Below are 12,735 nucleotides of genomic sequence, written 5' to 3'. Positions count from 1 at the left end.
AGACCATTTGAATTGACAGACGCTTGACTTTCATTCAATTTTCAAAGGGCAGTTTGTATGCCGTCTTTCATAGCGACATACACAAGCATATCAACTCATTTAAGCAGAGTCAATACTTGAATGAGAAACTTTTTAAATGGTGGGCCTGAGTGGACTTGAACCACCGACCTCACGCTTATCAGGCGTGCGCTCTGACCGACTGAGCTACAGGCCCCGGTTTCTGTTTCCGGGCATAAAAAAAGATAATCCCGATTTATTCAGTTGAAGAATAACATGGAGCGGGTGATGGGAATCGAACCCACGACATCAGCTTGGAAGGCTGAGGTTTTACCACTAAACTACACCCGCAGAAAATGGTCGGGAAGACAGGATTCGAACCTGCGACCCCTTGGTCCCAAACCAAGTGCTCTGCCAAGCTGAGCTACTTCCCGTTCTTTGAAAGAATAAGCTGTGAATCTTTCCATCCGCTGTATTCTTATCACCAGTTTTTCATACAGTCTATGTATGATGGATAAAATGGTGCGCCCGAGAGGAGTCGAACCCCTAACCTTCTGATCCGTAGTCAGACGCTCTGTCCAATTGAGCTACGGGCGCTTATGGTGCGGTCGAGAGGACTTGAACCTCCACGGGATAAACTCCCACTAGGCCCTCAACCTAGCGCGTCTGCCGATTCCGCCACGACCGCGGATATTATGAATAAAATGGTGCGGGCGGAGGGACTTGAACCCTCACGTCATAGACACTAGATCCTAAATCTAGCGCGTCTGCCGATTCCGCCACACCCGCATAGATGGCTGGGCTAGCTGGATTCGAACCAGCGCATCACGGAATCAAAATCCGATGCCTTACCGCTTGGCTATAGCCCAATTTTATTTGGATTTTTAAAATGGCGGGCCTGACGGGAATCGAACCCGCGATCTCCTGCGTGACAGGCAGGCATGTTAACCGCTACACCACAGGCCCTTTTTGAAAAGAATAAGCTGCGAATCTCTTCGTCAACTGCGTTCGTGTCGTCAGGTCATGTACTGAGGTACATTCCCTCCTCCACTCTCTTGTTTCCTCGACTTTCCTGCTTCTTCTTTCCAAAGGCAGGGAAGTTAAACGCTTTGTTGTTTATTTATTTGAAGACCATTTATTTTAAAATGGTGGAGGGTGACGGGATCGAACCGCCGACCTCCTGCTTGTAAGGCAGATGCTCTCCCAGCTGAGCTAACCCTCCGTGGTGACCCGTACGGGATTCGAACCCGTGTTACTGCCGTGAAAGGGCAGTGTCTTAACCACTTGACCAACGGGCCGTTGTAGATGGCGGAGAAGGAGGGATTTGAACCCTCGCGCCGCTTTCGCGACCTGCACCCTTAGCAGGGGTGTCCCTTCAGCCACTTGGGTACTTCTCCGTGGCTCCACAGGCAGGATTCGAACCTGCGACCGATCGGTTAACAGCCGATAGCTCTACCACTGAGCTACTGTGGAATGTTTTAAATGCGCTGTGTTCAGCGACAAGATTCATTGTATCGAATCCATTATGTAATGTCAATGAGTTGTTTTTAATCGTTTTTTAATCGATTTTCTGCCAAATTCATTGACTGATGCGCTCCTGTGTGAAGCGACTTTTATAATATAACACGGGGTTTTAAAATTGGTCAAGGGATTCATTTATTTTTTTTAACATACCTCCACAGCGGCCGCATACGAACTTTTCCGTATTCACTCTGCGCCTCCGCTCAAAGGCTGCACCACAGGAGGAACACTCATAATAGTGAATAGTGCGGGACTGATTTTTCTGATCCGGCATCGAAGTGCAGTGTCTTGCTCCGCCGACTTTTTCAAGCATTATTTTAAAGTCTTTGTCCTTATGCCGGTATCCTTTTCCTTCTATATGAAGATGATAATGACACAGTTCATGCTTAATGATGGCTTTTAGTTCCTGTTCTCCAAACCGTTCATAGTGTTTCGGATTTAATTCTATATGGTGGGTGCCGAGCATGTAGCGTCCGCCGGTCGTTCGAAGTCTGTTGTTAAAAACGGCTTGATGCCTGAAAGGACGCTGGAAGAATGCAATCGATAGTTCTTCTGTCAGCTGCTGTAATTCCGACTGATTCATATCCTGCCTCTCTTTCCTGTCAATGTTGACAAACCCTCGCTCATATATATAAGACCAGTAATACTTTTCTTATTTTACGTGCCTGGGAGGGGTTCTGCAATGCCTGCGTGGTTTATGAAACAGATGAAAAAGGCTTTTCTTGAAAAAAACAGGCGCGAAGTCCGCATCCTGAATCAGTGTTGGTTTGATTATCTATGGAAACAAAAAAGCACAGCGGGAGACAATAGAAATTACTGATTGCTCCCGCTGTGTTCTCCTTTTACGCTTCGGTCTGTTTATCGGGCTGGATCATTGTGAGAGCAATCCGGCCTTTTTTCTGGTCGATCTCTTCCACCCAAACCGTTACGACGTCCCCAACCGAGACTTCTTCCATCGGGTGTTTGATGAAACGGGAGGCCAGTTTTGAAATGTGGACGAGACCGTCCTGTTTCACCCCTATATCCACAAAAGCACCAAAATCCACTACGTTCCGCACTGTTCCCTGCAGCTCCATTCCCCTGGCAAGGTCATCCATGGTCATAACGCTTTTCTTCAAAATTGGTGCCGCTAATTGGTCACGCGGATCACGGTTCGGGCGTTTCAGATCTTCTATAATATCCTGAAGAGTCGGCAGCCCCGCATTCAATTTTTCCGCTGCTTCCCGCACATCCAGGTGATCCAGCTTTTCCTTCATATCAGCTGATCCAGCATCTTTGGCATCTGCATCTATCTGTTCGAGCAGCTGCCAGGCTGTACTGTAACTCTCCGGATGGATAGCTGTCCGGTCGAGAGGTTCCGCACCACCTTGAATCCGTAGAAAACCGGCAGCCTGTTCAAATGTCTTCGCTCCCAGCCGCGGCACCTTTTGCAGCTCTCTACGGTTTGTAAACGAACCTTTCTCATCTCTTGCCAGAATGATATTATCCGCCACCGCTTTGGACAAGCCGGATACATACTGCAAAAGGCTGGACGACGCACTGTTCACATCGACTCCGACCTGGTTGACGGCTGTTTCCACCACGAATTTCAAAGATTCCTGCAGCCTGCTTTGGGAGACATCATGCTGGTACTGACCGACTCCAACAGACTGTGGGTCAATCTTCACAAGCTCCGCCAGCGGATCCTGCACCCGTCTTGCAATCGACACCGCACTGCGCTCTTCCACTTCAAGTTCCGGAAACTCCTCACGTGCAAGCGGTGATGCCGAATAAACACTGGCTCCGGCTTCATTGACGATGAGATAGGACACATCCGCCTCAAGATCCGGAATGACATCGGCAATAAATTGTTCTGTTTCGCGCGAAGCCGTACCGTTGCCTACTACAATGATTTCTATCCCGTAACGTTTTACAAGTTCCTGTACTTTGGCTTTCGCTTTCTGCACTTCGTTTTTTGGTGGAACCGGATAAATAACGCCCACCTCCATCATCCTGCCTGTTTCATTGACCACCGCCAGTTTACAGCCGGTCCGGTAAGCCGGGTCGACACCGAGAACGACTTTCCCTTTTAAAGGCGGCTGGAGCAGGAGATTTTTCAGGTTTTCTGAAAAAATATGAATGGCCTGTTCCTCTGCTTCATCTGTTAATTCCTTGCGGAGTTCACGTTCGATGGCAGGCGCAATCAAACGTTTATACGCATCTTCATAGGCATCTTTAAGATAAGGCACGGCAGGTGACCCAAAACGCTGAATCACATGCTTTTCCAGGAATGAAAAAACCGGATCTTCTGTCATCTGAAGTGATACTTTCAGAATATCTTCCTTCTCTCCGCGGTTCATGGCAAGTACGCGGTGCGATGGAACCTTGCGTATTGGTTCTTCATACTCGTAATACATTTCATAAGTACCCTGCTCATCTTCGGCTTTTGCTTTTTTTACTGCGGCGATACGGCCCTGCCGGGAGGTAAGCTCCCGTATTTTCTTCCGGACTTCTGCGTCATCGGATATCCATTCCGCAATGATATCACGGGCTCCCTGCAATGCTTCTTCGGCAGAGGGCACTTCCTGTTCCGGCGAGATAAACGCCGCAGCTTCAACAGTAATATCCCCTTCCCGCGGCTGCGAAAATATGTATTCAGCAAGAGGCTCCAGCCCTTTTTCTTTTGCTTTTACCGCTCTTGTTCTCCGTTTTTGGCGGTACGGTCTGTAGAGATCTTCCACCTCCTGCAGTTTTGCTGATGCTTCAATGGCATTTTGCAGATCTTCTGTTAATTTGCCTTGTTCATCAATCAGACGGAGCACTTCCTGTTTACGGTCACTCAGCTGTCTGCCGTACTGCCACGCTCCCTGGACGTCGCGAATCTGTATTTCATCGGCACCGCCACTCTGTTCTTTCCGGTAGCGGGCAATAAACGGCACCGTATTGCCTTCTTCAAGAAGCTCGATAATGTTTTGCACCGCATCTCTGCGAAGTTTCACATCATTTGTGATATGTTCCAGTAGAACATTCTGGGTTTCTTCCGACATGGTCATGTATTTGCTGCCCCTTTCTTTCCCTGCCATTTCTCTCTTTTATATCATAACATGAATGATTTACGTTAACTCTTCATAAAAAAAGAGCCGCACCAGGGCGGGCTCTCCTCATATAATATGTCCTATGACAACGGTAGTATCATCGTTTTGCTGCTGTGCCTTTTCCGAGAAATACTGAATGGATTCCCAGGGGGAGGTGGAGTGTTTCATAGTTTCCCGTTCGGACTTTGACATAGTGATGCCGTCAGAATGCATGACAAAATGACTCCCCTGCTCAATCGGGTACTTTTGTATCCGGTAATTACATGAACGGCCGGAAAGGTATCCCGGGGCCGGCATCGGGCGTTTTAATCCTCTGTCTTCGGAAAACAGATATGTTTCCACGTTCCCGATGTTTCCATAAATAATCTCACCAGCGTCAAAATCGGCTTTTAATATTGTCATAACCACCCCGCGCTCTTGAAAGAGAGCCCGGTTGCACTGCTCCAGTATCGTTTCAATACGGTGGCCGTGGTATTCGCGCACAACCTCCATTGCAATCAACGCGGACCGGTGCGCCGGTGCGCCGCTGCCTAGTCCGTCAGCTAAAGCGCAGAGAAAATACGATGCGGTTTCTATCGTCACATAAGCATCCCCGCAGCACCCAGCTCCCTCTTTTTTTTGCTGGAATGCTGCAATTTCAACCTTTGTATGTGTTGGATTTTCAATCATCATAGGCACTCCGACGGTTCCACTCTGATAGAATCTCGTAATTTCTGCAAAGCTCTGCGCTGCAGACGGGATACGTGCATCTGCGAAATACCAAGCTGCTCTCCCGTCTCTTTTTGACTCAGGTTGTCAAAGTAAGTGCATTGAAGTATTTCTTTTTCCCGGTCTGTAAGTACCGTGAATGCTTTTTCGAGCAGGAGGTGTTGATCGGTTTTTTCATACCCTTCCTCTGTTGAACCGACAAGGTCAAGCAAAGTGACGGCACTGCCTTCCTGATCCGCTTCAATGGAGCGGTCCACCGACAGAGCCTGATAGCTTTTGCCCATCTCCATCGTTTCCAGTACCTCTTCCTCACTTACATCAAGATAGGAGGCGATTTCTTCCACCTGCGGAGAGCGCTGCAGATCACTGGTCAGATCTTCTACGGCCTTCTTAATCCGAGGTCCAAGCTCCTTGATTCTCCTTGGAACATGGACACTCCACGTTTTGTCACGGATAAAGCGTTTAATCTCACCGACTATGGTTGGGACAGCAAATGATTCAAAACTGCGGTTGTAAGAGTCATCAAAACGACGAAGCGCTGCCAGAAGACCAATCATCCCAACCTGGTATAAATCATCGTCATGATCCTGCCCGCGTGAAAATTTACGCGCCAGTGACTGAACCAGCTGCTCAAAGTGCTTCACCAGCTTGGTCTGAACTTCCTCCGTTGGGTTCTCCTGAAACTGGCGTATCCATTCGTAAACTTCTTCATTATCTTGATCATTGCTGCTTTTGTGCATTTGTTTCTGGGATTCCGTTGACATTCTGTTCCCTCCCATCTCCTTGCAGGAACTTCGTCATTACAATGGCGACTCCTTTTTCTCCGTTAATTTCCACTTCATCCATTAAGGAGTCTATCAGAAAGAGCCCCAAACCCCCTTCCCTCATATCTTCAATCGGCTTGGCTGCATCAACCGGACCAAGTCCTTTTTTCATATCCTCCTGATCAAAACTCTGCCCCCGGTCTGCAATGACGATTTCGATTTTATCCCGGTATATATCAAAAATCATTCGGATAAAACCGTCTTCTTCATAAGCATGGTCGACAACGTTCGTGCAGGCTTCAGCCACTGCCACTTTTAAATCTTCAATGTCATCATAGGAATAGCCGGCACGACTTGCTATCCCGGAAACCGTGAGCCTTGCCACACCTACATATTCGGCCCGTGCCGGGAGTTTCATTTCGATGTGGTCCAATACGTTCTTATCCATCACTGGGCTTCCTCCTCTTCTTCGATGTCCATCACTTCATCTAAACCAGTAATAGAAAACAATCGTTTCACGCGTTCATTTAATCCCGTCAGACGGAGTGAACTGCCGTTGCTATTGGCTGATTTAAGCGCACCGATGAAAATTCCGAGTCCGGTGCTGTCGATGTAATCAACCCCCGTTAAATCCACAACTATAACGGCGCCTTCGTTTTCCGTGAGCGGAAGAAGAGATTCACGGAGCTGTGCGGCCGTGTAGGCATCTATTTCTCCACCAACAAACAGCACTGTCTCCCCATCCAGCTCTTCTGTTCGGATATCAAGGTTCATAAAGGTACCTCCTATAATCAAGCAACAAGATGATATTTATATATTTGAACGTTTGCTTAAGACGTAAAAATACAAACACGCCTGTAGTACTCTAGCTGTTTTGTTTCCCGTGTGTTTTCTTATTTAAACCTCTCTTCTCAAAATAACCAGGGAAAAATCATCGCGCAGGCGGAACCCCTGTAACCTTTCCAGCTGGTAAAACACATTATTGACAATCTCCTGCGCGGAAAGATGGCTGTATTCCCGGATCATACGGGTCAATTCTTCTCTTTCAATAAAACCTTCATCCGTCCGGCATTCGGTGACTCCATCGGAAAGAAGGACGATGAAGTCGCCTGCTTCCACTCTTTTATGATATTCCCGAAACCGCGTATCTCTATCCAGACCAAGTACCAGTCCTTTGGCATAAAGATCTTCAAACCGGTCCTCCGCATGATTGTAAAACAGCCCCGGCTCGTGGCCGGCACCTGAATAATAAAAATGATGTACACGCGGATCATAAGACCCATACATCATTGTAATAAACATATTGGAAGCAACATTGCGCTCCACCACTCTGTTAAGATTTTCCAGTAGAGCCCCCGGCTGCAGTCTCTGCTCCGGAAGACTGTCCATGCCGTACTTAATCATCGACATACAAAGTGCAGCCGGCACTCCTTTTCCGATAATGTCGGCAATCGCCACCCCGATGCAGCCATTGTCATCTTTAACAAAGTGATAATAGTCGCCACTCATCTTTGAAGCAGGAACGCTGATCACACCGATATCAAGATCATCTGCCTCAGGTATCTCATCCGGGAGGAATGTCTGCTGCATGTTCGCTGCCACATTAATCTCGGATTCCAGTTCTTTCTGCTTATCTCTTAATATTTGGTGTTCCCGGTATGCCATTCCGTATCCCATCATGATTTCAATTAAAAAATCAAAGGAATCACGTGCTCCCTGCGGAAGATCCGGATAAAACTGCTCCAGGGCTTCAATGTGGAGACTGACTACTTCTTCCGGGGAAATCTGGTTTTCCAGTACTTTTTTGCTGAATTGTTGTGCCTGGTATAATCCTGTTTCGTTCTTTTCCTGCAGATAAGACTGCAGTATATTGATATACTGTTCCTGCATCAAACGGTAAGCATCAGCCAAAACCTAATCCCCCCAACATTAACGAAGCCATTTAATCGTAGTGATTTCTGTTCCTTCCCCGGCGACCGAATCAATATCAAATTCATCCATCAGCCGCTTGACTCCCGGAAGTCCGGCACCCAGTCCGCCTGAGGTGGTGTATCCGTCTTCCATAACTTCCCGGATGCTTTTAATACCGGGACCCTGGTCTTTTGCGACTATTTTCAGCCCGCGTTTGGCTCCTCCGGCTTCTTTTCCTTCAATCCCTTCGAGCACAATTTCTCCTTTTTCGGCATACAGGTAAATGTTTCGGGCAAGTTCTGAGATAGCTGTAGTGATCCTTGCCTGGTCCACGCCTGCAAAACCCAGTTCTTTTGCCAGATTCCGTCCCGCCTGTCTCGCCGAAACGATACCCCATTCACTGTGTACTTCAACGTTGGATTGAACACTCATATTCATGCCTCCAATTCCTGTTGAAGTTTGTCCAGACCCTGCTCAAGATCAAGTGCTGTCGGCACTTCTTCAAGCATGATGCCCATATCAATCAATGTAATGGCAACCCCGGGTTGAATACCGGTAAGTACAACTTTTGCCCCCATTAAATTGGACATTTCCACGACATCACCAAGTACTTTGGCAATGAAAGAATCAATCATATCAACCGATGTCAAATCAATAACCACACCCGCTGATCCTTCCTGGTGGATTTTATTTAGTAGATCTTCCTGGAATTGAAGAGCGGTCTGATCGTCCAGGTCCACCTGGACAGAAATCAGTAAGTATCGTTTCAGTTTTAAAATGGGTATGCGCACGACTTCAACCCCCCGATCTGCATCGTTAGTATTTTCTGTATATTATAGGTTAACAATCTGCCGGTTTGTCCGCTCGAGACCGGATTCAATCCCCTTGCGCAGAGTGCTTTTCGTCGGGAATTTTCCAAGATCAATACCAAGATTGACGATCGTCTGGGCAATTTCCGGACGTATCCCTACAAGAATGCACTCTGCCCCGACGAGCCGTACGGCTTCGGCTGCCTGAATAATATGGTGCGCCACCATTGTATCCACCACCGGAACTCCGGTGATATCTATTAACACCACCTGTGACCGGTGTTCAATGATACCTTCCAGCAGATTCTCCATGATCAGCTTTGCCCGTTCCGTATCGATTGTTCCAATCAGCGGCATAACACTGATATGTTCAAAAACCGGTATTAACGGGGCGGACAATTCCTGGAGCGCCAGTTTCTGAATCTCGAGTGTATGTTCCCAGGAACCGGTATATTCATCCACCATCTGATTCACAATGCTGTCAATCCAATTCTCTGTTTCCTGAAACGTTTCAAAAACTTTGCTGGAAGGTATAGTATTATCAGTCGTCATCAACGAGAGAAGCACACGCCGGAATTGCTGAAGTCCCTTTGTGAAATAACTCAGCGGCCATCCGGAGTGTATCAGACGTTCCGAAAAAGAGCGGAGGTGCTGCCGGCCTTCTTCTTCGTCCATTTCAAGCGTACCGATAATTAAATCAGCAAACTCCTGATTTATATGTGTGAGTACTCTCTGAGGGGAGCTTTTTGTGAATTCATTCTCCTGGATGGTGATCATTTCATTTTTCCACTGTTCTATCACTTCAAAACGGTGGGTGTAGATCATTTCAATGACAGATGACTGCATAGATAAACTCCTCCACTATCCTATTCCGCTGTTTTTACCACACGGGACATCGCATTTTTTTATCGTCATATACTTGTACTTCTATTATTTCATGACTTAGTTCCGTGCGCAAATAAATCCTTCTTTTTTCGACGAAATATTTTATGCAGGGAGGAAAACAAAAAAAACTGCGTGCCTCTTTAGGGCACAACAGTTTTTATGGGTTTCTTTATCAATTTAGAAAAAAGAAATAATGCCGGGGCAGATGGATGTCCCGCCGGGCATCCTGCTCACACTCCGCTCACGAGCCTGTCGTCTACAGAATTTTCCGCTTCTTCTTCGGCAAGAAAGGATTCCGAGGCGATATGCAGATTGATGTTGGCCATTTCAAGGTACCCCTGCTGCATCGATTCCCGATTTCTGCGTTTCCGGCGCTCTCTGAGATAAAATTCCGCAGCCTGATAGATAAAATCGTGACGGTCAGTATCGTCCTCCTCCACGATTCTATCCAGTTCGTTCAGCAGATACTCAGGGAGACTGACTTTGATTTGCTTGGTGCTACTTTGATGCACGCCACATACACCTCCAGCTTACGCCTTACTTCTCTTTTCAGCTAAATTTATAATAGCATTTCACCCTGCCGTTTGCAAAGGTCTTTTGGGCTTCGAGCTTTATCTTCTCAGCTATTTATCCACTACCCTGTATAACAGCGTGGAACCCGGCTGCTGATCATACACGGGATTTCATAGGTGATGGTTCCAATCCTCCGGGCTGCCTCCAGCACGCTGATATGTTCGGAATGCTGACTTCCTATCAACGTCACCTTCGTACCAACCGGCATCCAGGCCGGAAGGCGGATCATCATTTGATCCATGCAGATCCGGCCGACAATAGGTACCCGTTCTCCATTAACGAGAACCTCTCCGCCTTCTGAAGAGTGATACCGGTACCAGCCGTCTGCATATCCAATCGGCACTGTGGCTATCCATTCTTCTGTGCTTGTGGTGTAGGCAGCGCCGTAGCTGATACTCTCCCCCGGCGCCGTCTGTTTTACATGCACAATACGGCTGTGCAGGGAAAAAGCCTCTTTCAGCGGAAAAGGAAGTTCTTCCATGATCTCTTGAGAAGGGGTCAAACCATACATAGATATGCCAAACCGCACCATATTAAAACAATGATCTGGAAAACGAAGAGCAGTGGCACTGTTTCCGCAGTGCACATATGGAAGCGGACCGATGCCTGCATTCAACAGTCCAAGCACTTGAAGAAAACGCCTGTACTGTGCTTCCCAGTACGTTGTGTCCAATTCATCAGCCGTCGCGAAATGGGTGAATACTCCTTCTGCCTGAATTGAGGCGGTCCCGTCCAGAACATGAATGAAAGACAGAATTTCTTCCTCGTCTTTCATGCCGATGCGCCCCATTCCCGTATCCACTTTTATATGCATCAAAAGCGGGGGCTGATCTTTTGATAAATAAGTTTCAGCTGCCTGAAGCCACTCGTTTTGAAACACCGTGATACGGATGCCGTGCTGCTGGGCTGTGCCCGCATCTTCGGGGTTGATACGGCCAAGCACCAGAATGGGAGTCTCGATTCCTGCTTCCCGTAGTTCCAGTGCTTCTTCCAAGAGAGCTGTTCCTAAAAAACGCGCCCCGGCTTCAATCGCTGCTTCCGCGCTTTCCACCGCGCCGTGACCGTATCCATCTGCTTTCACGACAGCCATGACATTCATCGGCTGGTTAAACAATTTCGTCACTTCGTCTACATTGTATTTTATATTTTCAAGATTTATTTCCGCCCACGTGTCGCGGTAGGAAGTTTTTTTAAAAGTCATGCTGAAATCGTCCCCTGTTATATGTTTTACCGGATACACCTACTATGATTATTATAGCGAGCATTAAATCTGTCAATTCGCGGTCACGCGTTATATCAAAGGGGCTGGAACAAAATCTGTAAATGAAGAAGGCCCCCACTATTGTGAGGGTTCTGCACAAAATCCGAAACTGTATTGTTCCAAGCGGATATACTGTATTTCCCTGTTATTTAACAGCCTGCGCGGGTTCTGTCATGGAACGGGCCACGGCTGCCATTTCTTCTCCTGTCAAATGATTGGAAGCAATCAGAAACTCCACGCCATCGCTGTTCCAGACCAGTGAATCTTCCGTTCTTGCTCCGACAGCTGTATTCAGGTTCACTGGTTCTCCCTCACCCATATTAATATCTGTCGTTACCGCTTCGGCAGCGGCAGCTGTCTCCACAATGGTGAAAGGTTTGTCGCCTCCATACGTCAAAACAATTCTTTTACCGCTGTCTGTTACGGATTCTTCCTTGTCTTCCAACACTGCACCCTGCGGCTCAAATGTCGGATAAACGACCTCAAACGACTCCCGGCTGCTCTGCTCTTTTTGATCCTCTTTTTCTTTTTCTTCAGCCGCAGCCGGTACTTCCATATTCGCAGCCGTCATGTTCCGCTCCGTCTCGAAATCACTTTGTTCAAACTCCGCGTTTTCTTCAAAATCTGAGAAGTCCACTGCTACCAGTTCTTTGTAATCTGCATCATAAATTTTAACCGATCGCGGGGCAAGTGTCTTCGTATCCAGCACAATCTCCTGATGGTGCAGGTTTTTATTCTGATAATTCGTCTTCGTTTCGAAAACATAGGTGTCTTCGTGGATGGAAAATGTCCGCTCTGCATCCATTAAAATATCGGAGATCAGAGACTCGTACAAATACACCTGGCTGTTGTTGTTCGGCCAGTCACTTTGGAAACGGAAGCTTTTATTAAGCGACGGTGTAAGCACAAATACCCCGTCATCATTACGAATAATCATCTGATTCTGCTCTTCGTTTTCATTCTGGAGATCCACTTTATAATATTTGTTCTGCTCATTCTGCATGTACGAAACGCCGACGTCATACGTTCTCGGCTCATCACCTGTTTCAAGTGTCATGGACGCCTCTGTCTTATAACCACTCATGTCCTGCAGCTTCCGGTCCAGATCCTGCATGACTTCTTCCTGTGATTTTTCGCCGCAGGCTGCAAGCAGCATTGTCAGAAGCAGCAGGAAAAAGCCTGCATACGTTAATCTTCGCACAATAGCATGTCTCCTTTGTCTGCAAAATAAC

The 12,735-nt window shown here is 47.3% G+C and carries 14 protein-coding genes and 12 tRNA genes; 1 reads left to right on the top strand and 25 read right to left on the bottom strand.

Annotated features, from left to right (window positions below):
• Positions 1-137 precede the first annotated feature (137 nt).
• The 13 genes from BM058_RS01565 to BM058_RS01505 all read right to left on the bottom strand — a co-directional run bounded on the left by BM058_RS01565 (position 138) and on the right by BM058_RS01505 (position 2,101).
• Positions 138-214: transfer RNA gene (locus tag BM058_RS01565), tRNA-Ile, on the bottom strand.
• A gap of 60 nt (positions 215-274) precedes the next feature.
• Positions 275-348, bottom strand: a tRNA-Gly gene (locus BM058_RS01560).
• 6 nt (positions 349-354) lie between these two features.
• Positions 355-431: transfer RNA gene (locus BM058_RS01555), tRNA-Pro, on the bottom strand.
• An 86-nt stretch (positions 432-517) separates the two neighbouring features.
• Positions 518-594, bottom strand: a tRNA-Arg gene (locus tag BM058_RS01550).
• Positions 595-597: 3 nt separating this feature from the next.
• A tRNA-Leu gene (locus tag BM058_RS01545) sits at positions 598-685 on the bottom strand.
• Between the two features lie 17 nt (positions 686-702).
• A tRNA-Leu gene (locus BM058_RS01540) sits at positions 703-786 on the bottom strand.
• 5 nt (positions 787-791) lie between these two features.
• A tRNA-Gln gene (locus BM058_RS01535) sits at positions 792-866 on the bottom strand.
• Positions 867-887: 21 nt separating this feature from the next.
• Positions 888-963, bottom strand: a tRNA-Asp gene (locus BM058_RS01530).
• 180 nt (positions 964-1,143) lie between these two features.
• Positions 1,144-1,219: transfer RNA gene (locus BM058_RS01525), tRNA-Val, on the bottom strand.
• A 1-nt stretch (position 1,220) separates the two neighbouring features.
• Positions 1,221-1,295 (bottom strand) — tRNA-Glu (locus BM058_RS01520).
• A gap of 8 nt (positions 1,296-1,303) precedes the next feature.
• Positions 1,304-1,394, bottom strand: a tRNA-Ser gene (locus BM058_RS01515).
• A gap of 1 nt (position 1,395) precedes the next feature.
• Positions 1,396-1,470: transfer RNA gene (locus BM058_RS01510), tRNA-Asn, on the bottom strand.
• 160 nt (positions 1,471-1,630) lie between these two features.
• A complete protein-coding gene (locus BM058_RS01505; protein WP_090925261.1) occupies positions 1,631-2,101 on the bottom strand; it encodes a SprT family protein in 471 nt (156 codons plus the stop codon).
• A gap of 99 nt (positions 2,102-2,200) precedes the next feature.
• Here BM058_RS01505 and cmpA point away from each other — a divergent pair, with 99 nt between their 5' ends.
• The gene (cmpA, locus tag BM058_RS01500) at positions 2,201-2,338 is read left to right on the top strand and encodes a cortex morphogenetic protein CmpA (protein WP_090925260.1); all 138 of its coding nucleotides are present in this window, start codon (positions 2,201-2,203) and stop codon (positions 2,336-2,338) included.
• 22 nt (positions 2,339-2,360) lie between these two features.
• Here cmpA and BM058_RS01495 read toward each other — a convergent pair whose 3' ends face one another.
• From BM058_RS01495 to BM058_RS01440, 12 genes are all read right to left on the bottom strand, one after another.
• Positions 2,361-4,550 (bottom strand): Tex family protein, encoded by a 2,190-nt coding sequence (locus BM058_RS01495; RefSeq protein WP_090925287.1) that lies wholly within the window; start codon positions 4,548-4,550, stop codon positions 2,361-2,363.
• Between the two features lie 108 nt (positions 4,551-4,658).
• Positions 4,659-5,264, bottom strand: a complete 606-nt coding sequence (locus BM058_RS01490; protein WP_090925259.1) for a PP2C family serine/threonine-protein phosphatase — start codon at positions 5,262-5,264, stop codon at positions 4,659-4,661.
• A complete protein-coding gene (sigB, locus tag BM058_RS01485) occupies positions 5,261-6,064 on the bottom strand; it encodes an RNA polymerase sigma factor SigB (protein ID WP_090925258.1) in 804 nt (267 codons plus the stop codon). Before sigB ends, BM058_RS01490 begins: the two co-directional genes overlap by 4 nt.
• The gene (rsbW, locus tag BM058_RS01480; protein WP_090925257.1) at positions 6,021-6,512 is read right to left on the bottom strand and encodes an anti-sigma B factor RsbW; all 492 of its coding nucleotides are present in this window, start codon (positions 6,510-6,512) and stop codon (positions 6,021-6,023) included. Before rsbW ends, sigB begins: the two co-directional genes overlap by 44 nt.
• Positions 6,512-6,838 (bottom strand): anti-sigma factor antagonist, encoded by a 327-nt coding sequence (locus BM058_RS01475; protein ID WP_090925256.1) that lies wholly within the window; start codon positions 6,836-6,838, stop codon positions 6,512-6,514. The genes rsbW and BM058_RS01475 overlap by 1 nt, the downstream gene beginning before the upstream one ends.
• 123 nt (positions 6,839-6,961) lie before the next feature.
• A complete protein-coding gene (locus tag BM058_RS01470; RefSeq protein ID WP_177195380.1) occupies positions 6,962-7,954 on the bottom strand; it encodes a PP2C family protein-serine/threonine phosphatase in 993 nt (330 codons plus the stop codon).
• Between the two features lie 39 nt (positions 7,955-7,993).
• Positions 7,994-8,407, bottom strand: a complete 414-nt coding sequence (locus BM058_RS01465; RefSeq protein WP_090925254.1) for an anti-sigma regulatory factor — start codon at positions 8,405-8,407, stop codon at positions 7,994-7,996.
• A 2-nt stretch (positions 8,408-8,409) separates the two neighbouring features.
• Entirely contained in the window at positions 8,410-8,766 is a 357-nt protein-coding gene (locus BM058_RS01460) for an STAS domain-containing protein (protein WP_090925253.1), read from the bottom strand.
• A gap of 42 nt (positions 8,767-8,808) precedes the next feature.
• A complete protein-coding gene (locus BM058_RS01455) occupies positions 8,809-9,630 on the bottom strand; it encodes an STAS domain-containing protein (RefSeq protein WP_090925252.1) in 822 nt (273 codons plus the stop codon).
• 269 nt (positions 9,631-9,899) lie between these two features.
• The gene (locus BM058_RS01450) at positions 9,900-10,181 is read right to left on the bottom strand and encodes an antitoxin (protein ID WP_090925251.1); all 282 of its coding nucleotides are present in this window, start codon (positions 10,179-10,181) and stop codon (positions 9,900-9,902) included.
• Positions 10,182-10,303: 122 nt separating this feature from the next.
• Complete coding sequence (gene alr / locus BM058_RS01445) at positions 10,304-11,443, bottom strand: alanine racemase (RefSeq protein WP_090925250.1); 1,140 nt, start codon at positions 11,441-11,443, stop codon at positions 10,304-10,306.
• A 205-nt stretch (positions 11,444-11,648) separates the two neighbouring features.
• On the bottom strand, positions 11,649-12,704 hold the full coding sequence (locus BM058_RS01440; protein ID WP_245736763.1) for a LolA family protein: 1,056 nt from the start codon (positions 12,702-12,704) through the stop codon (positions 11,649-11,651).
• Between the last annotated feature and the right edge of the window lie 31 nt (positions 12,705-12,735).

The sequence above is a fragment of the Salibacterium qingdaonense genome, from assembly GCF_900114715.1.
GTDB classification, from domain to species: Bacteria; Bacillota; Bacilli; order Bacillales; family Marinococcaceae; genus Salibacterium; species Salibacterium qingdaonense.
The sequence above is the reverse complement of the archived record's forward strand: the minus strand, read 5'-3'. Positions and strand labels throughout refer to the sequence as shown.

Coding starts and splice junctions, on each gene's coding strand:
- sigB (WP_090925258.1), bottom strand. CDS start 6,064: ATGTCAACGGAATCCCAGAAACAAATGCACAAAAGCAGCAATGATCAA.
- BM058_RS01490 (WP_090925259.1), bottom strand. CDS start 5,264: ATGATGATTGAAAATCCAACACATACAAAGGTTGAAATTGCAGCATTC.
- rsbW (WP_090925257.1), bottom strand. CDS start 6,512: ATGGATAAGAACGTATTGGACCACATCGAAATGAAACTCCCGGCACGG.
- BM058_RS01470 (WP_177195380.1), bottom strand. CDS start 7,954: ATGCAGGAACAGTATATCAATATACTGCAGTCTTATCTGCAGGAAAAG.
- BM058_RS01455 (WP_090925252.1), bottom strand. CDS start 9,630: ATGCAGTCATCTGTCATTGAAATGATCTACACCCACCGTTTTGAAGTG.
- BM058_RS01475 (WP_090925256.1), bottom strand. CDS start 6,838: ATGAACCTTGATATCCGAACAGAAGAGCTGGATGGGGAGACAGTGCTG.
- BM058_RS01495 (WP_090925287.1), bottom strand. CDS start 4,550: ATGACCATGTCGGAAGAAACCCAGAATGTTCTACTGGAACATATCACA.
- alr (WP_090925250.1), bottom strand. CDS start 11,443: ATGACTTTTAAAAAAACTTCCTACCGCGACACGTGGGCGGAAATAAAT.
- cmpA (WP_090925260.1), top strand. CDS start 2,201: ATGCCTGCGTGGTTTATGAAACAGATGAAAAAGGCTTTTCTTGAAAAA.
- BM058_RS01505 (WP_090925261.1), bottom strand. CDS start 2,101: ATGAATCAGTCGGAATTACAGCAGCTGACAGAAGAACTATCGATTGCA.
- BM058_RS01465 (WP_090925254.1), bottom strand. CDS start 8,407: ATGAGTGTTCAATCCAACGTTGAAGTACACAGTGAATGGGGTATCGTT.